This window comes from Acinetobacter sp. BWR-L5 (assembly GCF_039655985.1).
GTDB classification, from domain to species: domain Bacteria; phylum Pseudomonadota; class Gammaproteobacteria; order Pseudomonadales; family Moraxellaceae; genus Acinetobacter; species Acinetobacter johnsonii.
The window spans coordinates 551,828-577,512 of record NZ_JAGFEV010000001.1; the positions used below are offsets into that span (position 1 = coordinate 551,828).

Sequence of the window (25,685 nt, forward strand, 5' to 3'; positions counted from 1 at the left end):
TTCGTATTGAACATTATAAGAGGCTTTTAGCGCTCTAAATAATCAAAAATCTCGGACAATGCCGTGATACTTGGTGCAGACATCTGTACTGAGGGTACATGAAAGCCAGATAGCCACAGTGCTTGCATTCCAGCCTGCTGCGCACCTTGTACATCATTAATAGGATGATCTCCTATAAATAAGCACTGCTCCACCTTAACAGCCAATTGCTGTGCGGTATCTATAAAAATATCAGCTTGGGGTTTGGCTTGACCAAACAATCCAGAGCTATTAATCACATCAAAATAATGCTGAAAGCCCAAGCCATTTAATATAGACAGCCGTGTGGCATGACCGCCATTTGAAATAATGGCGAGTTTATATCCTGCTTGCTTTAGACGGGTCAGCGTTTGTTCAGCCTCAGGCATCGCCACAGCACTGCAACCAAACTGTGCAAACCAGAAATTGCTTAACGCTTCTAAATGCGGAGGCGCCTGCCAGTTTAACTCCTGTAGCAACGCATAAGCCACTGAAGCACCGATGCTGGGATGGGTTAAATACTCTTTTAAGGGATAACCACCATTGTCGATCCGATTCACAATCGACTCAATCTGCTCCACATCAACGCAGTTAAGTTGGCTTTGATAAGTATCGGCAAGATCTTGACTAAAAGCCGCAACACTTCGTCCACGATGCGTCAAGGTATTATCCAAATCAAATAGAACAGCACGTATCGACATGTTTAAACCTCATGTGTTTGAGAGCAATTTAACACTGAACCGACACTTTGTATTCGCCATAAAACGATAACCAAAGCACAGATCATGCTAAAGCCGATGAAATAGCGTTTATGTTAAGCCTCGTTTAAGCTGACGCTGTTGGAATAGTGCTTATTTTCAGAACATGGCCTCACTTGTGTTGGATCAGCAACGTTTTTTCATCCTGCAGTTTTTTATTTTGACGCTGGGTTTTGCCGTATTGTGGCTGCTCTTCCCTGTAGCGGGCACCATCGACTTACAACTGATTCACCCCTTTATGGATCAAACTGGTCATTTTCCACTAAAGCTCGACTGGGCCTTAGCAGAACTGAATCACCGTTATGTTAAAGACATCATCATCGCAGTGTATGTAATTTATTTGCTGAAATGGCTCGCTTCGTATAAATGGGCTGCGTTCAAACCCCGCCGTTGGCAAAATGGCTATTTCATTGGCTTAGTCCTCATCAGTACCAGCCTCATTGGGATTTTAAAATCACAATCCGCACATGCCTGTCCATGGGACATGACTCTGGCCACGACACATGATTTCTTTTGGGACTTATCCGCCAGCGCAGGACATTGTTTCCCTGGAGGACATGCCGCGACAGGTTTTGCGCTCTTTGTGGGATATTTCGTATACCGTCTAAATGAACCCAAACGCGCGTGGTTTTATTTGCTTGCTGCCCTGATTTTAGGCTTTGTCATGGGTTGGGCGCAAATGATGCGGGGTGCACATTTCCTTAGTCACAATTTATGGACGGCATGGGTGATTTGGCTGGTCAATGTACTGGCATATGCGCTGTGTTATAAACAGTTTACACTGTCCAGCCCAACTCAAGCCGAAACTACAGCTTAAAGATCACTTGAACTTGTAAGCCGCCCAATCCTGCACTTTGTCCAAAGTGCAGTTTGGCGCCAATTTTTTCTGCGGCTTTATCGACAATGGATAAACCCAATCCACTGCCGACTTCCAGATGGTGATGTACGCGATAGAAACGCTTTAAAATATGATCATAAAGTTCTGGCTCAATGCCCGGTCCACTGTCTTCAATTTGAACAATGGCTTGCTGATCTTGCTGATAAATGGAGACATTAATCACGCCCTGTTCAGGCGTATATTTAATCGCATTATCCAAGAGATTATAGACAATAGAATGTAAGGCTGAACTTTGAGTTTCTAGCCAAAGTTCTTCATGCTGTTCCAAGCCTAAATCGATGCTTTTGGCTAGCGCCAGCTCCATCAGTTGCTCCATACATTCAACCGCCACATCACTTAGCCCTAGCCTTTGTGTCGGTTCTAAACTTGGTAAGGAAGCATCCTGTTTCGCCAAATTGAGCAGTTGTGATACCAAATGTTGAGTCCGAATTAAGCCTAAACTTAGGTTTTTTAATGCTTGGTGTTCTGGAAACTCATGCAGCAAAATTTTCATTTGCAAATTCAGAGCTGTAATAGGGGTTCTGAGCTCATGCGCTGCGTCGGCAATAAATTGCTTTTGTTCTTTTTGCGACAGCGAAATGCGTTCAAATAAACGATTCATTTCATTAATGGTCGGAAGAATTTCCAGTGGATAACCGTCTGGACGAATCTCACTCAGTTCATATGGTTCACGCTGTGCAAGTTCCGCTTTAAACTCATCTAAGGGCTTTAGACTACGCCCAATAATCCAACTCAGTCCCCATAAAGCCAAAGGCATAAACAGTAAATATGGAATCAACATATTGGCCGCCAGCTCTAAAGCCAGCTTTTGTCTTACACTGCGCTGCTGACTGACTTGAATTTGATACTTTTCTGTTGGCAGCACATAGGTATTCCATAAGCCTTGTGCTGTGTGATGGGTATAAAATCCAGCTTTTTTAACAGGTTGTATTAATAAATCAAACTCATGTTGCCGTTGTTCAGGCAGTCCATATGACCAGACATCTACAAATAAATCTTCTTCGTGATAGTGTCTGTCCACCTCAAATTCACTTTTAATTGGAGCGGGGTCATGCGCTGCAACACGCTCTGCCAAATTACGCATTTGTGCATCGAGGATCTCATTGGTCTCTTCAAGTGCAATGCGATATGCTGCAATCACTAACAAACACCCCATCACAATACTAAATAAAGAGGTATAGGTAATCAGTTGACGCTTTAAAGAAACAGGAGTCGACTTCGCCATCGTTATGCTTCAACCTGCCCCAAACGATAGCCTAAACCTCGAATGGTACGGATAAAGTCTTTGCCAAGTTTGGCACGCAAATGGTGAATATAAACTTCAATGGTATTGCTATTAATTTCCGAATCAAGGTCATAGAGCTTTTCTTCCAAATTGGTTTTGGAAAAAATTTTATTGGGATGACTGACCAGAGGAATTAAAATAGCCCATTCTCGGTTCGACAAATCAATGGTCTGCCCTTTGTACTTGGCTAAGTGCAAATCTTCATCTAACTCTAGACCTGCATAACTCAAAGTCTGGCTTTGCTTTTGCTGTTTTAACGCGCCACTACGACGTAATAGTGCATGAATACGTGCCAGCAACTCATCAAACTCATAAGGCTTAATTAAGTAATCATCCGCACCATGGTTTAAACCATCGACTCGATTTTGTAACTGATCTCTCGCTGAAATGATCAGCACAGGCAAAGTCGGATAAAGCGAGCGAATATTTTTTAGGACCTGCATCCCATCCATCATCGGCAGGCCCAAATCCAACAACACCACATCAAATGGATATTGTTGTAATTGCTTTAAACCATCAAAACCATTATTGACCCATACCACATCAAACTGCTGATAACGCAGCAGCGTTTGTGTGGACTCAGCAATCATAAAATCATCTTCAATAATCAATATTTTTGACATGGTCTAAGCGCTCGCTTTGGTCGCAGTGCAGTGTTCTAACATATTATTTTTTGAATCAATCACCGTACTTTTTACCCCAAGTAAACTCAGTAAGGTTGGGAACAAATGATCTTGGCTTAATTCTTGGCTTTTTTGTTGCCCTAAGCAAGCGATTTGTTGCGGATTCTGCTTTTGCCATGTTTCTGAAAACCACATCAGCATCGGTACGTGGGTCTGTTGGCTTGGTGCAATGGCATAAGGTGAACCATGTAAATACAGCCCATGTTCACCAGTCGACTCACCATGGTCAGATAAATACCAAAAACCTGTTTCAAAGTTTGAGTTTTGCTTTAATACACCAATCAGTTGACTCAACACATGGTCGGTATAAACAATGGAGTTGTCATAACTATTTTTCAGCTGTTCAGGTGTGCAGGCTTGAATGGCGTTGGTTTCGCACATCGGTTGGAAGGGCTGAAACTTAGGCGTTGAACGCTTATAGTAAGCTGGTCCATGACTGCCCATCTGGTGTAATACAATTAAACGTGGCGTTTTATCATCAGCCGCAATACCAGCCATATACGCTTTTAAGCTATCCACCAAAATTTCATCGGTACATTCACCATCGGCTGAACACCATTTTTTCTGTATCGGTTCTGGAATTTTATACTGCTCAACCCGATCACAAACGCCTTTACAGCCAGAGTTATTGTCAATCCATGTCACTTTGTAACCAGCACGCTGTGCAAGATCTAATAAACCTTCACGGTGGTGCGCTAACTGTGCATCATAGTTTTCACGTGGCATGCCTGAAAACATACAAGGCACAGAAACCGCAGTGGCTGTACCGCACGAACTGACTTGATTAAAGTTGATGACATTGAGTTTTTCCAGCTCAGGATTGGTCTTTTTCGCATAGCCATTTAAAGAAAAACTTTCTGCACGTGCCGTTTCACCGACCACCAAAACCATCAATTTCGGCAAGTTTTGCTGTCCGACTTGCTTCACCAAATGAGCATCTTCACCATAAGTCACCAACGGTAAATGCGGCTGTGGTCGATTTTTTTTATAATACGACAGCGTTGAACTGATCGCATTTTGCGGTGAAATCATCCCTTTGAGATCACGATGCTCACGGAAAATCGCGGCATAATCAACAAAGAAAATAAATAACATGCCTGCAATCAGCAAAATAGAGACTGCACTACCGAAGAGCTTGTGCAATAACACGGTTTTGAAAGGATCACGACGGATTTTGACCTTAAATAAGATGACTAAAGGTAGCACCACCATCGCCCCAATCCACAGCACAAGACGCCATGACAACAAGTCGCGCACTTCATTTCCATCGGTTTGCATCATGTTTTGGATCTGATCTGGTGTGATCGAAACGCCTAAACTGTTGACAAAATACGCACTCATCCCACCAATGATGATCAATAGCGCAGCCACCCCTTTAGCCATCGGTCGCCACTGTAACAGTTGAAAAACCAAATGATAAAAAGCCAACACCACCAAAACAGTAGCGCCGATAAAGGCATAAGCTTTGAAACCATGATACGGTGTAAGCAACTGAACTTGCTTATAGAACATCACGTTTAAAACCACGGCTAACCACAGCGCCAAATATACGTTAAAGCGCGAAAGTGAAACTTCTTTAAAAATAGACTGCAAATTGAACATTTTAAATCATGTCTTGCTGAGCGGATGCCCCAATGTAGTTTTCTAAACTTAAAACTCGCTTAAATAAAAAAGGCGCTGTGGCCGAATATATAAAGTCATACCGATCAGTTAAGCAATCAGATGCCCTTTTTGAGCCGCCCAATATTATTTGATACGCGGAAGCGTCATCCGCAACCTGCATATCCATTTAAAAGGAATGTTTTTGCAAAATGATCATTTCAATGCAGAAAAGAAAAAAGTTTTGCGGAAGACAAATGTTTTTGGTTCTTTTGGCTACGCAAAAGAACGGACCAGCTCCAAATATTGAATTTTAAAATACGAAGATTCCATCATGAACGACAAAAAGTTAAGGAGTTTCTATAAAACTCCTTAACTGATCAGCATTAATCTGTATAGACTTTGCCCTTTTCTATCACTTAAACATTAAAATTTGTACTCGATCCCCGTGCCTACTACAGGTTGTTTGGTTTCAAATGATGCTTGTTCAAGCGTCAAAATCCCTGCGTAACCATAAGCTTTGACTTGCTTGGTAAAGGCATAGTCAGCACCTGCAATAAACTGCTGCGCATCAAAGTCTTCTTTAGATGTTTTAAAACTGGTTGAGTTTTGACTGTATTGAGCTTTCACTGTCCAAGCTTTGGCAGTCGGTAAGTTATATTCAGCCCCAACCAACCAGCCTTGTGCATCGTCTATGGCAGCCGCGGCAGCATCATTGCCTTGTACATCCGCCACTTCAGAAGTTTGATATAACGCTTTCAATGCCAAACCATTATTCAGATTTACTCGACCAATCGCGCGTAAGGTGTCTGCTGCTGCAAAGGCACTGCCTGCCACTCCGCCAGTCACCTCAGGCGCTGACGCATTCAACGTGCCACGTCCTGCAAAGGTTGACGGAATGGCCTTATCATAACCAACCCCTGCAACAAACTTTTTACTGTCATAGACCACTGACGCTGACCAAGCATCGCCCAGACCACGCCCTGCAACTTTTGCCCCGCCTTTAGATTTTTCAATACCACCAGCTTCACCTGTTGCTAACAGTGCCGCAGCTTTCAGTTTACCTGCGCCCACTCCCCAAGCAGGTGTTTCATAGACCAGCACGTTATCGACTCGGTTTTCACCCGTGAAAATCCCCGCCACATCGGCTTTGTTGGCGACATAGTTATTAAAGGTATCTACCACTGAAGACAGTTGTTTAACAGGGGTATCAATTTTACCGACTTTCAATGTACCCAATTTCTGGTCTTGTAAGCCAACGAGTAAATTACGCGGAACGAAAGTATCCGTGCTACCGCCATTGTCCACATAGAAGGTAAATTCAACTTGGTAGAGTGCATTTAAGCGATCTGTCAGCTTCTCTTCGCCCTTTAACCCCAAAAAGGAGTTGTTGGAATTCAGCTCGACCACATCGCGGTCTTTATTTGGCGAGGCATTGTCTTCAGGTAAATAATCGGCCGTGACATCAATTTCACCATAAAAAGTAGGTGCTGCGAATGTTACCCCTGCCACTAAACTTAAAGCGATTGCGGCTGCAATTCGTGTTTTCATTATCAAAATATCCTACGGTAAATTTGTTACAAATATTACCGTTCAGACATATATGACAGAACAATTAAAAAATTATTTAGTTATATTTTTTAATTGTTTACGTCACTATTTAGCACTTTTTGTGATTTATTTATGAATGAATTATGAAAGGTCTGAATACATCGCAATGCCACGCCATTTGAAGATAAACCACAGGCTCAACATCGCAATGACCACAATCATACACAGATAATTAAAGTAGCCGAGCCAATCTCCCAGTAGACCGCTCACACTATACAAACCACCACTGACAGTGGCCATCAGCGCCACTTGGAAAGTAAAATCTGTGCCTGCCAGATGTTTACGACTGTACTGCATCACTAGGGTGAGCATGACCACCAACAGCATCGATGAAGTCATATCTTCAAAGGCATTGATCAGATAAATTAGCCACGGCTGAATACTGTGCTGGCTTTCATATTGAAAGGCTAACCATGTATAAGCCGCCAGACTGAATATTTTTAGCACCGAATACAGTACTAAAGCTGTGGCACGGCGAATCAACTTCAAACTATAGCCCGCAAGTCCTGCACCTATTAAGGCGGCACATGCACCTAGCATGGTGACATAAAGTCCTATCTGAGAAAAACTCAGCCCCAAATCGACCATTAAAGGTTTCAAAAGTGGCCCTGCTAAACCATCCGCTATTTTAAAGCTCAGCAGCACTGCCAACCATGCTGCAAGCAAAGGACTCTGGACAAAATAAGCCAAATAGTTTTTGATCTGTTGGAGGTTGAAAGGTGTAGGCTGAGCTTCTGAAACAGCTCGATGCTTTGGCTCTGGATAAATTAAAATCGGCAGCGTGTTTATAAAGACCATTGCCGCCAGCATCAAAAAAGTGCTCTGCCAGCTCAGCCAATCTAGTGCCCACAAGATTGTACCACCACCGACAATAAAACCCAGACGCGATCCAATTACCTGAAAGGTATTACCCCAGTGCTGTTGCTCCCCTTTTAAAATATTAACCGCCAACCCATCGGTTGCAATATCTTGTGTTGCCCCGAGCAAATTCATACTCAGGAGGCCCACAAAGAAAGCCCATAAATAAATAGGTTGATTTAATCCATCAATCGGGAGGAAAGACAGTCCGATCAGCACCAGCACCGTAAGAAACTGTAATGGAATAATCCAACTCCGATAGTGGCCGAAACGAGTGATCCCAAAACGATCCAGTAAAGGTGCCCAAAACACTTTGATCGACCACGGCAACATCAGCAGTCCGAAGCCTCCAATCTGTGCCAGTGACACACCCTGTGCTCTTAAAATTACAGGCAAGGCATGGGTCATAAACCCGACGGGTAAGCCCTGCGCCCAATACAATGAAAACAGCAAAATATATACATTGCGAGTCTGTAGCATGCTGTTCCTATATACATGGATTGGTCAAAATGTTCATCTGAGATCACTATCCCTTCACTTTTTTTGCCAATGAATTCAAGCCGATCAGTGCTTATGATGAGATCATATACATCTTGGTCGATTGAGTATAATAACAATGAACCAATATTTTCCAGAACTACCAGATCAAGTTCCAAGTCGTAGCTCATCTGCATTCATTCGCGCTATTTTTAAGCGGCTTTATTTGGCGCAAGGTTGGCGCTTTGTTGGCGAATTTCCTAACCTGCCTAAAGCGGTAGCAATTATTTCACCGCATACCTCAAATATCGATGCATGGCATGGCTTTACGGCTCTATTGGGCTTAGGCCTGCAAATCACCATTTTTGGCAAGAACAGTTTGTTTCATACCCCACTGAAACCGTTACTTGAGTGGATTGGCGTCATTCCAGTCAATCGTACCCATGCTCAAGGGTTAACCCAAAATATTATCGATATTATTCACAGCAAAGAAAAAATTTGGGTCGGTATGGCGCCTGAAGGCACACGTAAGCAAGCCGAAGCCATCCGTAGTGGCTTTTATCGCATTGCGTATGGTGCACAGATTCCAATTGTGATGTTTTCCTTTGACTATGCGCAAAAAACTATCCACTGCTTGGGCGTGTTTCATCCCACAGGGCATTTTGAGCAAGACCTAGAGCATATTTTAGATCTGTATATCGGCAAATTTTCAGCGAAAAACCCAAAATGGTTGGCCAAGCCTTTACAAAAACGCTTAAAAAATAGCTAGTAAATCAAGGTCGAATCTGCTGAGATGTGCACCATTATTTGTTTTGCGTTTTAGTATTTTTGACCATGAATTTTGCTCGTTTATCTCTGATTGGTGCACTCACACTGACTATGGCAGGATGTGATCTTGCATCAAAGAAAACACCAACAACTACTCCCATTCAAGCTCGTGAACCTGTGATTGCGATTGCACTCGGCGGTGGCGGTGCCAAAGGTTTTGCACACATTGGGGTGCTTAAAGTTTTAGAGTCACATGGTATTAAACCTAAAATTGTTACGGGAACCAGTGCGGGAAGTTTTGTGGGCAGTATCTATGCCAGTGGTAAAACGCCTTTCCAACTTCAGCAAATTGCCTTGACCTTAAAAGAATCGGACATTCGAGACTTAACCCTCAACTCCCAAGGGTTTGTTCAAGGTCAAAAGCTGCAAGACTATGTCAACAAACATGTCGGCAACAAACCGATTCAACAGTTCCCTATCCGTTTTGCTGCGGTGGCGACCCGTCTTGACACTGGACGTAAAGCCGACTTTATCAAAGGCAATGCGGGCCAAGCAGTACGTGCTTCATGCAGTATTCCGAACGTTTTTGTCCCTGCGGTGATTGGTGGAACCAAGTATGTTGATGGCGGTCTGGTCAGCCCAATTCCAGTCAAAACAGCCAAAGACATGGGCGCGGATATTGTGATCGCGATTGATATTTCAGCTCGTCCTGTCGGCAACAAACCCCTCAATATGTGGGGCTTGCTCGACCAGACCATTAATATTATGGGGCAGCAAAGCATCAATGAAGAATTGAGCCAAGCAACTGTGGTGATTCAACCCAGAGTCGGACACTTGGGTACTTTGGACTTAAAAGCCAGCAATCAATCTATTTTAGAAGGTGAAAAAGCTGCGCAGCTCAAAATTAAATCGATCGAAAAAGCCATTGTCGATTTTAAAAAGACCCCTGCTGCCTTTAAACCCGCACCCAAAGCCAAATTCTAAAAAATTTGATTTTTAATATTCAAAGACTTATTCATCTGCTAAATTGATATAGATGCTTCTGCATCTATATCCCTATAACGAATATATGAGTAGATGTATGGAATTTGCTTTTGAGCCTTGGCACTGGTTTGTATTGGGCGTTCTGTTAATGTTATCAGAGCTGATTCTGCCTGCTTTTGCCGCATTGTGGTTCGGTATTGCGGCCATTATGGTCGGTATTCTGTACTGGATGTTCCCAATGATGGGCGTTACCACGCAGTTTGTGACGTGGATTATTTTGTCGATTTTATGCACTTTACTTTGGTTTAAGTTTATTAAACCGCTTTCGACTGACAAAACCAAAGCAGGACTGTCTCGCGAAGCAACCATCGGTCAAATTGGCATGGTGATTCAAGCGAGTCCTGAAAATGAACACATTCGCGTTCGCTTTCCCATTCCAGTACTCGGTTCAGATGAATGGAACTGTCGTACTTTAGATAAAGTCCACGTCGGCGACCGAGTGCGTGTCGTTGAAATACTGGGCAATGATTTAATGGTCAAAGCACATCTCTCAACCAACGAAAATAGATAAAAGTGAGTTAAGCATATGTCTGGTGGATTTATTGTCGTTTTAGCAATTTTGGCTTTTGCCGCTGTTACCATTTTTAAAGGTGTCCGTATTGTTCCACAAGGTTATAAATGGATCGTACAACGTCTAGGTAAATACCATACCACGTTGAGTCCGGGTCTCAACTTTGTGATTCCTTATGTCGATGAAGTGGCTTATAAAGTGACGACCAAAGACATTGTATTAGACATTCCCTCTCAAGAAGTGATTACCCGCGATAATGCCGTTTTGCTTATGAATGCAGTGGCTTACATCAACATCACCACGCCTGTAAATGCTGTCTATGGGATTGAAAACTATACATGGGCCATTCAAAACCTAGTGCAAACCTCACTGCGTTCAATCGTCGGTGAAATGGATCTTGATGATGCGCTATCGTCTCGTGATCACATTAAAGCCAAACTTAAAGCAGCCATTTCGGATGATATTTCAGACTGGGGGATTACCCTAAAAACCGTTGAAATTCAGGATATTCAACCCTCTTCAACCATGCAAGCAGCAATGGAAGCGCAAGCGGCAGCTGAGCGTCAACGTCGTGCGACCGTGACCAAAGCCGATGGTGAAAAACAAGCCGCGATTTTAGAGGCAGATGGCCGTTTAGAAGCGTCTCGCCGTGACGCAGAAGCGCAAGTCGTCTTAGCAGAGTCTTCTCAGCGTGCTATTGAAATGGTCACTTCTGCTGTGGGCGATAAGGAAATTCCTGTGGCTTACTTGTTGGGTGAACAATATGTCAAAGCGATGCAAGATATGTCTAAATCGAACAACGCTAAAACAGTGGTGTTACCAGCCGATATTTTAAGTACCATCCGCGGTGTTATGGGACGTAAAGACATCTAACTGATGCTTGGTTTGATTAAATGAGGACAGCTTTCGAGCTGTCTTTTTTATTGGGGTTGTGAAAAAACTCAAGCCTCTAAGGAACAAGCATTAAAAAAAGAGAACACGCTATGTCCTCTTGTTTAATCTAAACACTGAAACTTAGCTTTGGCGAGCCAATAAAAACTGTGAAATCTGATTAAGTTCTGCTGCCGCATCCGTTGGGAAATAAGCCAAAGCAGCAAAGGCTTGATCATGCAAAGTCTTGGCATAGTCTTGTGCAACGCCTAGCCCCATCAAGGCTGGATAAGTCGATTTTTCGACTTGCTCATCCTTCCCTGCGGTTTTACCCAGTACATCTGTATTTGAAATGATATCTAAAATATCGTCTTGCACCTGAAAAGCCAAACCAATTGCCTGCGCATATTCGCGTAACTTTGGAATCGCTTGATCGCAACCGTCAAATACAGTCACCGCGGCCATCATCACCGCAGCAGAAATCAATGCACCCGTTTTATTTCGGTGGATATTTTCAAGTGCAGCCTGATCGACACGTTTACCTTCGGCTTGTAGGTCGAGGACTTGTCCACACACCATTTTAGAGCTCGCTGTCGCTAAAATTTGCATCTGCTTCAGTACAATACCCTGATCAACCACTGGGCCAGCATCAAACAGTCGACTACCTAAAATTTCAAACGCCATAGACTGCAAGATATCGCCCGCAAGCAACGCTGTATCTTCACCATAAGCCACATGACAGGTCGGCTGACCACGGCGTAAAAGATCATTGTCCATACATGGCAAATCATCATGTGCCAAGGAATAACAATGAATCAACTCCACAGCCACAGCGGCGCGGCGCACGGCAGCGGCATTATTGTTTGGATTTAAATGTGCCGTGGCATAGCACAGCGCAGGACGCACACGTTTGCCACCTAACATGACCGCATGATGCACGGCACTCTGTAACGGTTCCGGAATTGAAAAAGCATCAAGTGCCGTCAATAAATCATCGTGAATACGTTGTTGAGCCTGTTGGAGTGCATTTGCTGATACGTCGGTTAGTGCTGACACATTCGCCTCGAATAACAATAGGATAAATTAATCTGGTGCTCAGTTTGACTGAGTCGATCATTTGAAGTGATCTGTTGGCATGATACTGCTTTCTGCCCGCTTTCTCTATGCCGAAAGTACAAACAAGGCGCAGTATTCTATTAATTTTTGCAGACGAGATGATAAGAATGACTTTTCTACTATTTCAAGCAGCCATTACACAAGCAATCAAGCTCTAAAATTCACCTCTCATGCTCTTGGTGATCTTTAGCCTTCTTATCACAGACCTAGAGTTGACATAAAAAAGCCTCTACAGAAAGAGGCTTTTTACATAGCGTTAATCCAAGCTTTCCGCTGGAATACGCACCCAACCCTCCATCAACACGCGTGCACTACGGCTCATGACAGCTTTTTTTACTACCCACTGACCCTTTTCTTGTATCGCTTGCGCTCCCACACGTAAGGTCCCTGAAGGATGACCAAAACGAACGGCTTCACGTGCTCCACCACCCGCGGCCAAATTGACCAAGGTTCCTGGTATCGCTGCTGCGGTACCAATGGCAACAGCTGCTGTCCCCATCATCGCATGATGTAATTTACCCATAGAAAGTGCACGAACCAATAAATCGGTGTCTTGCTCTGTAATGGTTTTACCACTCGACGAGACATATTGTTTTGGCTTAGAAACAAAAGCAATTTTAGGCGTGTGTTGACGACTGGCAGCTTCAGAAATGTCTTGAATCAGCCCCATCTGTTTTGCACCATAGGCACGAATGGTTTCAAAACGTGCTAAAGCTTTGGCATCGCCATTAATTGCGTCTTGTAATTCACTCCCCGTGTAGCCAATGTCTTCTGCATTTAAGAAAATGGTCGGAATACCTGCATTGATAAACGTTGCTTGGAAGCGGCCAATCTCTGGAACCTCTAAAGTGTCAACTAAATTCCCTGTTGGGAACATGGCACCACCATCTTCACCATCATCGGCAGGATCTAAAAATTCAATTTGCACTTCTGCAGCTGGGAACGTCACACCATCAAGTTCAAAATCACCTGTTTCTTGAACTTGTCCGTGCGTAATAGGTACATGTGCAATAATGGTTTTTTGAATATTCACCTGCCAAATACGGACTGTGCAGATACCATTTTCTGGAATTCGTGTAGCATCGACCAAACCATTTGAAATCGCAAATGAACCGACAGCAGCGGTTAAGTTTCCGCAGTTTCCACTCCAGTCGACAAAAGGCTGATCAATCGATACTTGCCCAAATAAATAGTCAACATCATGTTCAGGCTGTTGGCTCTTCGCTAAAATCACCGTTTTACTGGTACTCGATGTTGCACCACCCATACCATCAATCTGCTTTGCATAAGGATCTGGGCTACCAATTACACGGAGCAATAACTGATCTCGAACGCGTCCAGCCTGTTGCGCGGCTTCTGGGAGATCATCTAATTTAAAGAATACGCCCTTACTGGTCCCTCCACGCATATACGTTGCTGGAATTTTGATTTGCGGTGCAAAACTCATTTTTATTGAATCCTTCATATTTATCATTGTGTTAAGTCAAGCATGCTGATTTAACTTTGGTTCATCATACCTTTTTTCAATATCCATGCGTAACGTACAGGACTTTAGTCTAAGTAAGTATAAAAAAAAACCATTTGTGAACGTCCGGTTTCCAAATAAAATTCCCGATTTTATAATTTAAATAAAATTAATATATTGATTCGTATGTTTTTTATTTACAACTTATTACATATTATTTTTCATATGAATAATAACTTTTTTTCATGAATTTTGAGCTACTATGCGATTTCTTCGCGATCTATTACAATCGGAAACACTTATCCATTGTCGGGCTGAAATAACTTGAATAAAGAGTCGTCTCAACTTCAGCGTGGCTTAAAGAACCGTCATATTCAATTGATTGCCATGGGCGGCGCAATTGGTACTGGCTTATTTTTAGGTTCCGCACATGTGATTGAATCTGCTGGCCCATCCATTATTTTGGGCTATGCAATTGGCGGTTTAATTGCGTTTCTAATCATGCGTCAACTCGGGGAAATGATCGTTGAAGAACCTGTTGCAGGTTCTTTTAGTCATTTTGCAAACAAATACTGGGGCAAATTTGCAGGCTTTCTTGCAGGCTGGAACTACTGGATTCTATATGTTCTAGTAGCCATGACCGAGCTGACCGCTGTTGCGAAGTATATCAACTACTGGTGGCCTCATATTCCTGCATGGGCATCGGTTCTCACCTTCTTTGTGATCATTACCTTAGTCAATTTAGGTAATGTGAAGTTTTACGGTGAATCAGAGTTCTGGCTAGCTATTATCAAAGTCACGGCCGTCGTCGCTATGATTGTATTTGGTCTTTATCTTTTGGCTACGGCAGGCGCAGATTCCACGGCTTCATTTAGCAACCTTTGGTCACATGGCGGTTTCTTCCCGCATGGCGTTGAAGGCCTCTTCTATATGCTTGCCTTCCTCATGTTTGCCTTTGGCGGTATTGAATTGATTGGTATGGCTGCAGCAGAAGCTGATAACCCACAAAAATCAATTCCGAAAGCAATCAACCAAGTGGTATTCCGTATCCTCATTTTCTATGTGGGTTCATTGACCATTTTGTTATCGCTTGTACCTTGGAATGAATTGCAACTTGGCGGCTTAGATAAGAGCCCATTTGTAATGATCTTCAGTCAATTAGGTATTGGTTGGGCTGCGCATTTGCTTAACTTTATTATCTTGACTGCAGCACTTTCTGTATATAACAGTGGTATGTATGCTAACAGCCGCATGTTGTTTGGTTTAGCACAGCAAGGCAATGCACCTAAAATATTCAGTAAAACCAATAAACAAGGTGTGCCAATTCCAGCAGTCTTGTTCTCTGCTTTACTGATTTTCGGTTGTGTACTATTGAATTATTTTGCGCCAGAAGATGCTCTCAGCAACTTAATTTACATCGTTGTTGGTGCTTTAGTATTGAACTGGGCCATGATCAGCTTAACTCATCTTCAATTTATGAAGGCCATGAAAAGTGAAGCGAAAAAACCATTATTTCCTGCACTTTGGTCGCCTTTCAGTAACTACCTTGTTCTTGCATTTATTGCTGTAGTGCTTTACATCATGTGGACTCAAGGTTTAAGCGGCGCTGTGATCATGATTCCAATCTGGATTGCATTAATGTTCGTTCTATACAAAATTCTGTATAGAAAAGCATAAAATATTCATTTTTAAATAGTTATTGTTTCGGCAATAACTATTTTTTTTGAGTAAAATCAGCTACATTAACCGCACTTTTGCGCTCTTAGCTTAACTGGATAGAGCAGTTGCCTCCTAAGCGACCGACGTGGGTTCGAGTCCCGCAGAGCGCACCATTTTATGGTTTATCTTGATCTACAGCACGCCAAACCAATAATTAAAATATATATAATTCAATAAAATAATAAGTATAAGGTCTAAATTAATCTTACAAACTCTCTTGTGAGCTAATATTTTTTACAGTATAAATTACAGTACAAACTTTTATACGCAAAACTGTGTACTGTAAAAATGCCAAAAATAGTCAAAAGCCTTACAGATAGTAAGATCAAAAGCCTTAAAGCTGATCCAAACAAGCACCAACGAATTTCAGATGGTTTAGGTCTTTATTTGTTCATTCACAAAAATGGCTATAAATATTGGAAATTTGACTATAGTCGCCCATACACTAAAAAACGCAATACCATTAGTTTTGGTATATATCCAACGACTAGCCTCGCTGAAGCACGGATCAAAAGAGATGAAGCCCGCACCCTTCTCTCTCAAAATATCGACCCACATGTTGAAAAAGTTAGAATTGATAATGAGATACTAAATACGAATAGTAATACTTTCCAAAATATTGCAAATGAATGGATGACAAAGCAAGACTTTGCTGAATCAACAACTAAAGGACAACTACGCTTATTAGACGTCATTAATCAACATATTGGAAAAATCCCAGTCCATAAAATTAAAGCCATGGACATCCTTAAGGTTTGTCGGATTTACGAAAAAGAAGAAAAATTAGAAACTGCTAAAAAGGTCAAAGTCAAATGTGGTCAAGTTCTGCGCTACGCGGTTTCTATTGGACTCTGTGAGCGTGATGTTACTCAAGATTTAAAGGGAGCCATATCCCCTCCCAAAGTGACACATATGGCCGCTTTGGTAGAACCTAAAGATTTTGCCTTACTCTTAAATGATATTGATCATTATGTGGGTTCTGTCATCACACGATATGCTCTACGTATTGCTCCTTTAGTATTTGTTCGCCCAGGCGAATTAAGACATGCCAAATGGCAAGATATTGATCTTGAAAAAAGTTTATGGAGTTATACTCCTCCAAAAACGAAAATAAAGACAGGCGTTCAACATATTGTCCCACTATCAACTCAAGTCATTCATTTACTTTCTGAACTTGCTCAAATAACAAAAGCTAGAAGTGAATATGTGTTTCCTGCAACCACTTCAAACTTAAAGCCGATGTCAGAAAACACCATCAATCAAGCATTACGTCGCTTAGGCTATACCAGTGAACAAGCATGCGGTCATGGTTTCCGTGCTTCTGCACGTACAATTTTAGAAGAAGTTTTAGAATTTCCAATAGAACTGATTGAGCAACAACTTGCCCATCAGGTTAGAGATATGCATGGTCGTGCATATAACCGTACCAAGCATTTAGAGAAGAGAAAAATGATGATGCAGCAATGGGCTGATTACTGCGATCAATTAAAATTAGAAAAATAAATTATTTAGTAAATATTTAAAAGTTAAGGCATTCTGAGAGGAATCAATCTTATTTGATGACAATCTTGGGCTTTGTTGCACAAAGATTTTAAAAGTAGCCCCCCTAAGCGACTCAAATTTAAGTGACAACTTGGGTATGAGGTCGGCCTAATCCTAGTATGGAAATATCGACTTAAGTAGGATTCGGGTTAAATACTGAAAAACTAATACAGAGATTTCGCAAGTTTTTTAATATTTTCTTTTATTTCATCAAGAGTATGCGCTGCATAACCAAACAGTACGGCGTGTCTTTGGGATGCGATTTGACAATATCTTGATAAAGGCTGTACAGCTAAGCCCACTTTTTCACATTTAATAAGAAATTCTTTTTCGGTCCAGTCGTTCTTAAGCCAACATACCAAATGAATTCCTGAATCGGTAGGCTGTACAATTAATACATCTGAAAGATAGGTTTCAATTGCTACAATTAAAGCCTGTTGACGTTCGTAACAGGCTTTACGGACTTTACGCACATGCCGTGCATAATGACCATCTTTAATAAATGCAGCCAGTGCCACTTGTTCCAGATAGGAACTACGCGTGTCGGTATAATATTTTGCCAGACTAAAAACCTCAATTAAGGCTTCAGGAACGACCATAAACCCAAGTCGGAATTCAGGAAACATCATCTTAGAAAATGTGCCTGCATAAATTACGCGATGCTGTTCATCTAAACCTTGTAATGCTTGTATAGGGTGCGTTCCATAACGAAATTCGCTATTGTAATCGTCTTCAAAAATCCATTTTTGATGTTGGGTAGCCCAGTCCAATAAAGCAAATCGGCGAGCAAGGCTCAGAGTATCACCAAGTGGAAATTGATGTGAGGGAGCTGTGTAAATGAGTTTGCTTTCAGCATGGTCATGAATAATTTCTTCAATCCTCATCCCCTCCTCATCACTCGTAATAGGGTTTACTATAGCACCAAAACTACGGAATATATTTAAGGCTGCGTCATAACCTGGCTCATCTAAACACACTTGGTCATTTGGCTGTAACAGTGCATACGCAGCCAAATGAATTGCCTGTTGTGTTCCATTCACAATCAGAATTTGCTCTTCCTGACAGTTTAATCCTCGTGTTGACTTAACATAATGACAAATTGCCTGACGTAACGGCAGATAGCCTCGGGGATCATGAAATTGGCCTAATTGATAATAAGATTGTCGCCATGCACGCCCTAATAATTTGCCCCAAAGTTCATGGGGAAATAAATCGACACAGCCTACACCCACATGAAATATTTTCTTCTCTTGACTTGATAATGTCTGCTTATTCCAATGACACAACAAATTGGTGAAATGTGGATTAATGTTGATGCTTTGCGTAGGTTGAGATTTTGTCTGGGTTATATCATTTTGAATTTGAATTAATTGGTCTGGAATGACAGCAGCAACATAAGTTCCTGAGCTTGGTTTAGTGACTAAATAACCTTCATCGAGCAAACGTTCTAATCCCGCCAATACAGAATTACGGGAAATGGACATCATCTCTGCCAAATTGCGACTTGAGGGTAGTTTTGTCCCCCCAGAAAGACGGCCGTCTAAAATTGCATCTCGTAAAACACAATATAAACCATTTTTTATGGGTTGCCCTTTAGGCAAAATTAAATGTGGAAAATAAGCAGAAGATGACGTTGTCATAATGAACTGGTACTTCTAAAAACACCCAAACTGTATCTTATGACAATACCATGATTAAAAATACACTCAACGCTTTCATGGTTAAAGTTTTCAGAGGTTGGGGTTATGTCGGTTCAACTCACAGTTTTTCACCGTTATTCCAAGGATTTACTCCCTCCTATTTTGGCAGGATTAATTTCGGTAATTGTCAATTATGGAAGTACATTCATTTTAATCTTCCAAGCAGCACAAATGGCAGGACTTACCCCAGAGCTTACAGCTTCATGGGTATGGTCAATTTCTATTGGTGTTGGTATCACTGGAATATTATTAAGTTGGTACACTCGAGAACCCATCATTACGGCATGGTCTACTCCTGCTGCTGCATTTCTCATTACTGCTCTTGCAACCATTCCCTATGCAGAAGCGATTGGCGCATATTTACTTTCTGCCTTAGCCTTCGTAATTTTAGGAGTCACTGGCTATTTTGAAAAACTGATTCGCCTCATTCCTGTAAGTATTGCATCAGGTTTGTTGGCAGGGATTTTATTACAATTTGGTATTACTACCTTTACCAACACCATAATCGACCCACTGCTGACGCTGTCATTATTTCTGATTTATCTGGTTGTTAAACGTTTTTCTGCACGATACGCCATCATCAGTGTTTTAGTTTTTGGTTTTATTTTTTTAATCTTTCAAACTCGAATTGATTTTGCAGGACTTGAATTGAAATTAGCCTCACCGATTCTTACTGCTCCTGATTTTTCCATCAATTCCACATTAAGTATTGCCGTGCCTTTATTTTTAATCACATTAACAGGGCAATATATGCCAGGTTTACTGGTCTTAAAAAATGATGGATTTATAACCAATGCCAAACCCATTCTTATTGTCACAGGTTTAGGTTCCTTCATCATGGCACCCTTTGGCGCTCACGCATTTAATCTTGCAGCAATTACCGCTGCAATCTGTACAGGTAAGGAATCTCATGAAGATCCTTCTAAACGCTGGATAGCTGGAATTGCCGCGGGGATATTTTATATTTTGGTTGGGGTTTTTGGCGTCACACTGGCTGCGATATTTACAGCATTTCCAATAACTTTTATTAGTACACTGGCAGGTCTTGCCTTGTTAGGTACTATTACAGGAAGTCTTACCAATGCTATGAGTGATGGTGAAAGCCGTGAAGCAGCTTTAATTACCTTTCTTGCCAGTGCTGCCAATATTACATTATTAGGGATTGGCGGAGCATTTTGGGGATTGGTTTTAGGCTTAATCGCTTATTGTGTCTTGAATGGAAAATTTAAACGATTTGTTTCGGATAATTTTATAAAAACGGTGAATGATTAGAAATCTTCAATATTCTGTTAGAAGTATCTTTTCACAGCGTTTGGTATAAAAAACTTAAACTGGTACTGTAAAAAATACAAAAACCGTATCTTAAAACAGTACCATATCAAGATTATGCTTTACCCATCAATTTTTAATCACCGAAAATGATGGGAACATCAATATGCAAAAGCAAAATATTCAAGTAACACCAGCACAGTATCAAGACTACCAACAATGGCTACCGTATTGGCTTGCCTATCAAGAATTTTATAAAGTTAATTTATCTCATGAAGTCACACAAACCACATGGCAACGCTTTTTTGATGATGCTGAACCTGTGTACTGTGCTGTTGCCAAAGAAGGCGACAAAGTTTTAGGCTTTGTCCATTATGTGATTCACCGCTCAACTTGGGCAGAAACAGACTATTGTTATTTAGAGGACTTATATGTATCGCCTGAAGCACGTGGACAACACGTCGGGAAACGTTTAATAGAATATGTCCAAAAACAAGCGCGTACTCAAAAGTGTGATCGTTTATATTGGCATACTCAAGAGACAAACCAGACTGCTCAGAAACTTTATAACTGGATCGCTGACAAACCTGGAATTATTGAGTATCGTATGCCTTTATAATTAGATTATGTAGCAAAGCCAAAGTCCACAAGATTTTGGCTTTTATATTTTTCAACTTACAATTCAGTCATGAAAATTTGATGTAATGTTTGAATAATCTTGGTTATTTCAGTTTCATTCAGTGCAGCAAAGCCAAAACGTATGTGAAAATATTCTAAGCTGGTATTTTCTACACGAGAACCAAAGCAATATTCAGAATCAATCTGCAAATGACTTAAAGCCTCTGTATAGTGAGTTTGATATGGCAGATTAAACTTAATCCATAATGCCATGCCTCCTGCTGGCATAGTAATTTCAACTTTATTCTGAAAAAGTTGCTGAAAAGTCATCACGGCAAAATCTCGACGGCTTTGATAAATTTTGCGCATCTTTCGTGTATGTCGCTTGATTTCACCTTGTTGCATCAACTCTGCAATCGCAAGTTCTGTAATGGCATTGCCCTGCTTATCAATGAGCAAAATATCCTGTTTCATGGCTTGGATAATTTCCAAATCAGCGACCACATAACCAACCCTTAAACTTGGTGCAAATACTTTGGACAATGAACCAATATGAATCACTTTTTCAGCAGCAGGTAAACTGATTAAAGGTGGTATGGGGCGGCTGTCATAGTGAAATTCGTGATCATAATCATCTTCAATAATATAAAAATCAAAAGTTTTAGATAATTCCAAAAGCTTTAGTCGCCGATCCATCGACATGGAAACAGTGGTTGGATATTGATGATGTGGCGTGGTATAGACTGCTGCAACCGAATGATTTTTTAGTATTTCTGTTAAGTGATCTGTGTCTAGACCATGTTGATCTATCCTAACACGCACAATTTGAAAATGATTGGATAAGAAGGTTTCCACTGCTGGCGGATAAGACCACTGCTCTACCACAATGACCTGACCTTGTGCTTGTTGCTTGGCAAGCACACGAGCTGCGAGAAATATCCCCATTTGGCTTCCTCGCACTACACAAATATGCTGTAGGGTAGTTTGAATAAATCGCTCCATTGACAACATATTTAATAAAGCTTGACGTAATTCCAATGCCCCTTGTGGGTCACCATACCCCATAATTTGCTGCCTCGTCACCTTAATCAAGGCATGACGATAGGCACGCGAAAATAACTCATATGGAATCAGCCGAGTATCAGGTATCCCATCATTTTTAATCGCCTCTTCCTGTGGTGTAGATAATTCCATAGAGGCTTGATCAGATGTCATTAGTACTGATGTTGATTCAAGTTTGAGATCGGGTAAATGCTCAGAAATAAAAGTTCCTTGTCTTGGCTTTGAGACTAACCAACCTTGAGCTTCTAAATCTTCATAGACGGATTGTACAGTTTTTCGATTAATCCCCAACTCATCCGCTAAGGTCCGCGAACCTTGCAAACGTGTGCCCTGCTTTAATCGCCCAGACAAGATTTCCTGAATAATCTGGTTTGTCAGTTTAAGAAAAAGGGTTTTTTCTTTACGTTCAGCAAGGTGTAGTCGCATTTCCCACGATTGTTGCATGATTATCTGGACCATATAAGTTTTAAAAACTGGATATTTTCAGCCATCCACAAGTTTCTTATTCTGCCCATGTCCAAATGACAAATCAACTGAATAGGAGGTCTTATGGAAACTGCACTACTTGATAAGCAGCAACTGATGCACAACGCTCAACAAAGTATGCAACAACATTTTCAAGATGAAGACTACACCGATCCACAAAAACTGGCCTTAACTTGCCGTATCTTATTTGATCATGGTCATGATGCTGGGCTTGCAGGACAAATCACCAGCCGTACGAAGAAAGGTAATACCTTTATTACGCAACGTTTTGGTTTAGGCTTTGATGAAATCACTGCCGCCAACTTATTAGAAGTTGATCAAGACCTGAAACCTTTAAATGGCGAAGGCATGGCAAACCCAGCCAACCGTTTCCATACTTGGATTTATAAAGAGCATCCCGAAGTGAATTGTATTATTCACACTCACCCAACGCATGTCGCTGCATTGTCTATGCTGCGTGTGCCACTCGTTATCTCACATATGGATACGTGCGCTTTGTATGAAGATTGCTCTTTCGTAGGAGACTGGCCTGGTGTTCCTGTTGGTAATGAAGAAGGAATCTTTATTTCTGCAGCACTTGGTGAAAATCGTGCTGTTTTATTATCTCATCACGGACAGTTGGTTACAGGGAAAACCATCGAGGAAGCTTGCAATCTCGCCATCTTGATTGAACGTGCGGCACGCTTACAACTTTTGGCAATGGCAGCAGGTCAAATTCAACAGATTCCGCACGAATTAGCCAAAGAAGCCCATGATTGGGTGTCTACAGAAAAACGCAACAAAATCAATTTCGCTTATTACGCTCGTAAAGCTTTGAAAAATCACTCTGATTGCATTAAAGGAGAATAATCATGAAATTAGAAGGTATTATTGCTTACCCAATTACTCCTTTTAAAGCTGAAACACAGGAAGTTGATTTTGATGCGTTGGAGATTACACTAAATGCTCTACTCGAGCATCAATGTGATGCAATTGCACCACTTGGCAGTGCTGGAGAAAGTGCTTATTTATCTTGGCAAGAATGGCAACAAGTCGCTCAAAAAAGTATTGAAGTTGTTAATCATCGTGTACCTGTCATTCTAGGAATTTCTGAACTCACGACTTCAATGGCAATTCAAAAAGCTCAAAAGGCTGAAGAGTTAGGTGCAGATGTAATTATGATCATTCCCGTCTCCTACTGGAAACTGACGGATCAGGAAGTTTATGAGTATTACCAGCAAATTGCAGCAGCGACTAAGCTCCCTATTATGGTCTATAACAACCCTGCAACGAGTGGTTTAGATATGTCACCTGAGCTAATTGTCAAAATGTTTGAAGAGATTGAAAACATTTCTATGGTAAAAGACAGTACAGGTGATATTCAACGTATGCATAAATTCCATGAGCTCACACAAGGGAAATTGCCTTTTTATAATGGCTGTAATCCTTTGGCACTTGAAGCGTTTTGTGCTGGTGCAAGTGGTTGGTGTACCGTTGTCCCAAACCTCTTGGGTAAACTACCGAACCAACTCTACCGAGCAGTAAAAGATGGTGATTTAGCTCAGGCACAAAACCTTTTTTATAAGCAACTCCCTTTATTGCGTTTTATCGTGCAAGGTGGTTTACCAAAAACAGTGAAAGCAGGCTTGAATGAACTTGGCTTCAATGTCGGTGATCCTAGAAAACCTTTAAAAAAGGCCAGCTTAGCTGAGACGAATCAATTAATAGGTTTGATCAAGCAAGCAACTCAGATTTAACTTTATAGATTACTATATGCTGTATTTGACTCTATTAAGTTAAATACAGCGTGCAGTCAAGTTATGCAAAGGAAGCGATCAACATCAAAGCATGCTCATAACTATTAAACAACAATGTATAAAAAAGTCGGCAATTGAGGGTTCTTGTAATTGCAGTATAATTGCCCTTTCAAAATGGCATATAAACACCCAATCACAGATTTAAGGAAAGTTATTTGAACTTCAATTTCTGGCAAACGCTCTTCCGTTTATTGCACGTGTATGCTGGTATTTTTATTGCCCCATTTATTTTTATAGCGGCCTTAACTGGTTTTTTTTATGCTGCTACCCCACAAATTGAAAAAAGTATTTATAAAGATGTTCTATACATCGAGCAAAGCAATTCAAAAGAACAACCTCTTAGCCTGCAAATTGAAAAAGCTAAACAGATATTATCCCCTACATCACAAATAACAGAAGTTCGCCCATCACCAGCAGTAAATCAGACGACAAGGATTATTTTTTCAGATCCCGAATTAGGGTTGCAAAATGAAGCCATCTTCATTGACCCATATACACTTGAAGTAAAAGGTCAGTTAGCTGTATATGGCACAAGTGGTTTACTTCCGTTTAGAACTAAACTAGATCACTTACATCGAGATTTATTGCTGGGAAGCTGGGGAAGATTTTATAGTGAACTCGCAGCAAGTTGGTTAGCTGTCTTGATATTTACTGGCTTTTACCAATGGTATAGACGCCAAAAAACATCCAAGCCCCCCCAAATCAAGCATAATAAATATATCCAAAAACACAGCACTATTGGCTTAGTCTTTTTCCCATTACTACTTTTTGTAGCAGTGACTGGCTTAACGTGGTCTGAATATGCGGGTGAAAATATTCGAATATTTCGCCACGCGCTAAGTTGGCAAACACCTGTTCTATCAACATCTATCAAAGCCGAACCTACATCAAAAATGGTTATGCACCATGAAGATCATTCGATGTTACATAATCATGCTTCAGTACAAGTCACTTCTGGTGATTTCGGCATAGCTTTAGATCTCGCTAGAAAGCATGGAATAGATGCTTCTCAAGTACAAATCAAACCACCTTTAGAAAAAGATCAAGTATGGAGTATTTCTGAAATTCAACGCAGTTGGCCTACTCAAGCAGATAGCATTGCAATTGATGTTTCAAATCACAACGTAATTGATCAGCTTTATTTTGATGACTATCCATTAATAGCTAAATTGACACGCTGGGGTGTTGATGCCCACATTGGAATTTTATTTGGTTGGATAAACCAGTTGATACTCGTCATTTACTCATTGGCACTATGTGCAATGATTCTTTATGCATATTTAGCTTGGTACAAAAGAACAAGTCTCAAACAGACTACAATACAGTTTTCAAATTTGTTCTTGAGTACGTGGAAAAGTGCAAAAACGCTTCAACGACTTACTCTAGGAACTATATTGATTATTCTTGGGCTACTACTGCCTTTATTTGGTTTAAGTCTAGTCGTAGCATTAGTCGCTATCTTTATTAGTAGCATTAAAGAGAAAAAAGCTTAACTGACCGTTTAAGCTCCTACCTTTTATATAAAAGGTAGG

The 25,685-nt window shown here is 41.1% G+C and carries 22 protein-coding genes and 1 tRNA gene; 13 read left to right on the forward strand and 10 right to left on the reverse strand.

Annotated features, from left to right (window positions below; translation table 11 throughout):
* Window positions 1–26: 26 nt before the first annotated feature.
* Window positions 27–719 carry an HAD family hydrolase gene (locus tag JZ787_RS02720; protein WP_346311570.1) on the reverse strand — a complete coding sequence of 231 codons (693 nt, stop codon included), beginning with the start codon at window positions 717–719 and terminating at the stop codon, window positions 27–29.
* A gap of 163 nt (window positions 720–882) precedes the next feature.
* Between JZ787_RS02720 and JZ787_RS02725 the strand changes: the two genes are divergently transcribed.
* Window positions 883–1,593, forward strand: coding sequence for a phosphatase PAP2 family protein (locus JZ787_RS02725; RefSeq protein WP_346311571.1), 711 nt, complete (start codon window positions 883–885; stop codon window positions 1,591–1,593).
* Here the strand turns inward: JZ787_RS02725 and JZ787_RS02730 are convergent.
* The 5 genes from JZ787_RS02730 to JZ787_RS02750 form a co-directional block, all read right to left on the reverse strand.
* Window positions 1,583–2,899, reverse strand: a complete 1,317-nt coding sequence (locus JZ787_RS02730) for an ATP-binding protein (protein WP_346311572.1) — start codon at window positions 2,897–2,899, stop codon at window positions 1,583–1,585. The two genes, JZ787_RS02725 and JZ787_RS02730, sit on opposite strands and share 11 nt — an antisense overlap.
* A gap of 2 nt (window positions 2,900–2,901) precedes the next feature.
* Entirely contained in the window at window positions 2,902–3,582 is a 681-nt protein-coding gene (locus JZ787_RS02735) for a response regulator transcription factor (RefSeq protein WP_004694591.1), read from the reverse strand.
* A 3-nt stretch (window positions 3,583–3,585) separates the two neighbouring features.
* Complete coding sequence (locus tag JZ787_RS02740) at window positions 3,586–5,244, reverse strand: phosphoethanolamine--lipid A transferase (protein ID WP_346311573.1); 1,659 nt, start codon at window positions 5,242–5,244, stop codon at window positions 3,586–3,588.
* Window positions 5,245–5,667: 423 nt separating this feature from the next.
* Complete coding sequence (locus JZ787_RS02745) at window positions 5,668–6,792, reverse strand: porin (RefSeq protein WP_346311574.1); 1,125 nt, start codon at window positions 6,790–6,792, stop codon at window positions 5,668–5,670.
* Between the two features lie 141 nt (window positions 6,793–6,933).
* Window positions 6,934–8,190, reverse strand: coding sequence for an MFS transporter (locus JZ787_RS02750; protein WP_346311575.1), 1,257 nt, complete (start codon window positions 8,188–8,190; stop codon window positions 6,934–6,936).
* Between the two features lie 136 nt (window positions 8,191–8,326).
* On the opposite strand from JZ787_RS02750, the gene JZ787_RS02755 reads away from it, so the two are divergent.
* The 4 genes from JZ787_RS02755 (at window position 8,327) to JZ787_RS02770 (ending at window position 11,383) form a co-directional block, all read left to right on the forward strand.
* Window positions 8,327–8,956, forward strand: coding sequence for a 1-acyl-sn-glycerol-3-phosphate acyltransferase (locus JZ787_RS02755; protein WP_346311576.1), 630 nt, complete (start codon window positions 8,327–8,329; stop codon window positions 8,954–8,956).
* Window positions 8,957–9,021: 65 nt separating this feature from the next.
* Window positions 9,022–9,939 carry a patatin-like phospholipase family protein gene (locus JZ787_RS02760; protein ID WP_346311577.1) on the forward strand — a complete coding sequence of 306 codons (918 nt, stop codon included), beginning with the start codon at window positions 9,022–9,024 and terminating at the stop codon, window positions 9,937–9,939.
* A gap of 97 nt (window positions 9,940–10,036) precedes the next feature.
* Window positions 10,037–10,510, forward strand: coding sequence for an NfeD family protein (locus tag JZ787_RS02765; RefSeq protein WP_004981271.1), 474 nt, complete (start codon window positions 10,037–10,039; stop codon window positions 10,508–10,510).
* Window positions 10,511–10,525: 15 nt separating this feature from the next.
* A complete protein-coding gene (locus JZ787_RS02770; RefSeq protein WP_058869115.1) occupies window positions 10,526–11,383 on the forward strand; it encodes an SPFH domain-containing protein in 858 nt (285 codons plus the stop codon).
* 141 nt (window positions 11,384–11,524) lie between these two features.
* Here the strand turns inward: JZ787_RS02770 and JZ787_RS02775 are convergent, their stop codons facing one another.
* Complete coding sequence (locus JZ787_RS02775; protein ID WP_346311578.1) at window positions 11,525–12,436, reverse strand: farnesyl diphosphate synthase; 912 nt, start codon at window positions 12,434–12,436, stop codon at window positions 11,525–11,527.
* 316 nt (window positions 12,437–12,752) lie between these two features.
* On the reverse strand, window positions 12,753–13,943 hold the full coding sequence (gene prpF, locus JZ787_RS02780; RefSeq protein ID WP_346311579.1) for a 2-methylaconitate cis-trans isomerase PrpF: 1,191 nt from the start codon (window positions 13,941–13,943) through the stop codon (window positions 12,753–12,755).
* A gap of 342 nt (window positions 13,944–14,285) precedes the next feature.
* Between prpF and JZ787_RS02785 the strand changes: the two genes are divergently transcribed.
* The 3 genes from JZ787_RS02785 (at window position 14,286) to JZ787_RS02795 (ending at window position 17,183) form a co-directional block, all read left to right on the forward strand.
* The gene (locus JZ787_RS02785; RefSeq protein WP_062034382.1) at window positions 14,286–15,638 is read left to right on the forward strand and encodes an amino acid permease; all 1,353 of its coding nucleotides are present in this window, start codon (window positions 14,286–14,288) and stop codon (window positions 15,636–15,638) included.
* A gap of 79 nt (window positions 15,639–15,717) precedes the next feature.
* Window positions 15,718–15,793, forward strand: a tRNA-Arg gene (locus tag JZ787_RS02790).
* A 175-nt stretch (window positions 15,794–15,968) separates the two neighbouring features.
* Window positions 15,969–17,183, forward strand: coding sequence for an integrase arm-type DNA-binding domain-containing protein (locus tag JZ787_RS02795; RefSeq protein ID WP_346311580.1), 1,215 nt, complete (start codon window positions 15,969–15,971; stop codon window positions 17,181–17,183).
* Window positions 17,184–17,386: 203 nt separating this feature from the next.
* On the opposite strand, the gene JZ787_RS02800 is transcribed toward JZ787_RS02795, so the two are convergent.
* On the reverse strand, window positions 17,387–18,862 hold the full coding sequence (locus JZ787_RS02800; RefSeq protein ID WP_346311581.1) for a PLP-dependent aminotransferase family protein: 1,476 nt from the start codon (window positions 18,860–18,862) through the stop codon (window positions 17,387–17,389).
* 105 nt (window positions 18,863–18,967) lie between these two features.
* On the opposite strand from JZ787_RS02800, the gene JZ787_RS02805 reads away from it, so the two are divergent.
* Entirely contained in the window at window positions 18,968–20,194 is a 1,227-nt protein-coding gene (locus JZ787_RS02805; RefSeq protein ID WP_346311582.1) for a benzoate/H(+) symporter BenE family transporter, read from the forward strand.
* A 163-nt stretch (window positions 20,195–20,357) separates the two neighbouring features.
* A complete protein-coding gene (locus tag JZ787_RS02810; RefSeq protein WP_346311583.1) occupies window positions 20,358–20,810 on the forward strand; it encodes a GNAT family N-acetyltransferase in 453 nt (150 codons plus the stop codon).
* 56 nt (window positions 20,811–20,866) lie between these two features.
* Here JZ787_RS02810 and JZ787_RS02815 read toward each other — a convergent pair whose 3' ends face one another.
* A complete protein-coding gene (locus JZ787_RS02815; RefSeq protein WP_346311584.1) occupies window positions 20,867–22,330 on the reverse strand; it encodes a PLP-dependent aminotransferase family protein in 1,464 nt (487 codons plus the stop codon).
* A 90-nt stretch (window positions 22,331–22,420) separates the two neighbouring features.
* Between JZ787_RS02815 and JZ787_RS02820 the strand changes: the two genes are divergently transcribed.
* The 3 genes from JZ787_RS02820 to JZ787_RS02830 all read left to right on the forward strand — a co-directional run bounded on the left by JZ787_RS02820 (window position 22,421) and on the right by JZ787_RS02830 (window position 25,646).
* Entirely contained in the window at window positions 22,421–23,206 is a 786-nt protein-coding gene (locus tag JZ787_RS02820) for an aldolase (protein WP_346311585.1), read from the forward strand.
* Between the two features lie 2 nt (window positions 23,207–23,208).
* Complete coding sequence (locus tag JZ787_RS02825; protein ID WP_277091684.1) at window positions 23,209–24,093, forward strand: dihydrodipicolinate synthase family protein; 885 nt, start codon at window positions 23,209–23,211, stop codon at window positions 24,091–24,093.
* A 215-nt stretch (window positions 24,094–24,308) separates the two neighbouring features.
* Window positions 24,309–25,646, forward strand: coding sequence for a PepSY-associated TM helix domain-containing protein (locus JZ787_RS02830; RefSeq protein WP_346311586.1), 1,338 nt, complete (start codon window positions 24,309–24,311; stop codon window positions 25,644–25,646).
* Window positions 25,647–25,685 lie beyond the last annotated feature (39 nt).

Coding starts and splice junctions, on each gene's coding strand:
- JZ787_RS02720 (WP_346311570.1), bottom strand. CDS start 719: ATGTCGATACGTGCTGTTCTATTTGATTTGGATAATACCTTGACGCAT.
- JZ787_RS02725 (WP_346311571.1), top strand. CDS start 883: ATGGCCTCACTTGTGTTGGATCAGCAACGTTTTTTCATCCTGCAGTTT.
- JZ787_RS02730 (WP_346311572.1), bottom strand. CDS start 2,899: ATGGCGAAGTCGACTCCTGTTTCTTTAAAGCGTCAACTGATTACCTAT.
- JZ787_RS02735 (WP_004694591.1), bottom strand. CDS start 3,582: ATGTCAAAAATATTGATTATTGAAGATGATTTTATGATTGCTGAGTCC.
- JZ787_RS02740 (WP_346311573.1), bottom strand. CDS start 5,244: ATGTTCAATTTGCAGTCTATTTTTAAAGAAGTTTCACTTTCGCGCTTT.
- JZ787_RS02745 (WP_346311574.1), bottom strand. CDS start 6,792: ATGAAAACACGAATTGCAGCCGCAATCGCTTTAAGTTTAGTGGCAGGG.
- JZ787_RS02750 (WP_346311575.1), bottom strand. CDS start 8,190: ATGCTACAGACTCGCAATGTATATATTTTGCTGTTTTCATTGTATTGG.
- JZ787_RS02755 (WP_346311576.1), top strand. CDS start 8,327: ATGAACCAATATTTTCCAGAACTACCAGATCAAGTTCCAAGTCGTAGC.
- JZ787_RS02760 (WP_346311577.1), top strand. CDS start 9,022: ATGAATTTTGCTCGTTTATCTCTGATTGGTGCACTCACACTGACTATG.
- JZ787_RS02765 (WP_004981271.1), top strand. CDS start 10,037: ATGGAATTTGCTTTTGAGCCTTGGCACTGGTTTGTATTGGGCGTTCTG.
- JZ787_RS02770 (WP_058869115.1), top strand. CDS start 10,526: ATGTCTGGTGGATTTATTGTCGTTTTAGCAATTTTGGCTTTTGCCGCT.
- prpF (WP_346311579.1), bottom strand. CDS start 13,943: ATGAGTTTTGCACCGCAAATCAAAATTCCAGCAACGTATATGCGTGGA.
- JZ787_RS02795 (WP_346311580.1), top strand. CDS start 15,969: ATGCCAAAAATAGTCAAAAGCCTTACAGATAGTAAGATCAAAAGCCTT.
- JZ787_RS02800 (WP_346311581.1), bottom strand. CDS start 18,862: ATGACAACGTCATCTTCTGCTTATTTTCCACATTTAATTTTGCCTAAA.
- JZ787_RS02805 (WP_346311582.1), top strand. CDS start 18,968: ATGTCGGTTCAACTCACAGTTTTTCACCGTTATTCCAAGGATTTACTC.
- JZ787_RS02810 (WP_346311583.1), top strand. CDS start 20,358: ATGCAAAAGCAAAATATTCAAGTAACACCAGCACAGTATCAAGACTAC.
- JZ787_RS02815 (WP_346311584.1), bottom strand. CDS start 22,330: ATGGTCCAGATAATCATGCAACAATCGTGGGAAATGCGACTACACCTT.
- JZ787_RS02820 (WP_346311585.1), top strand. CDS start 22,421: ATGGAAACTGCACTACTTGATAAGCAGCAACTGATGCACAACGCTCAA.
- JZ787_RS02825 (WP_277091684.1), top strand. CDS start 23,209: ATGAAATTAGAAGGTATTATTGCTTACCCAATTACTCCTTTTAAAGCT.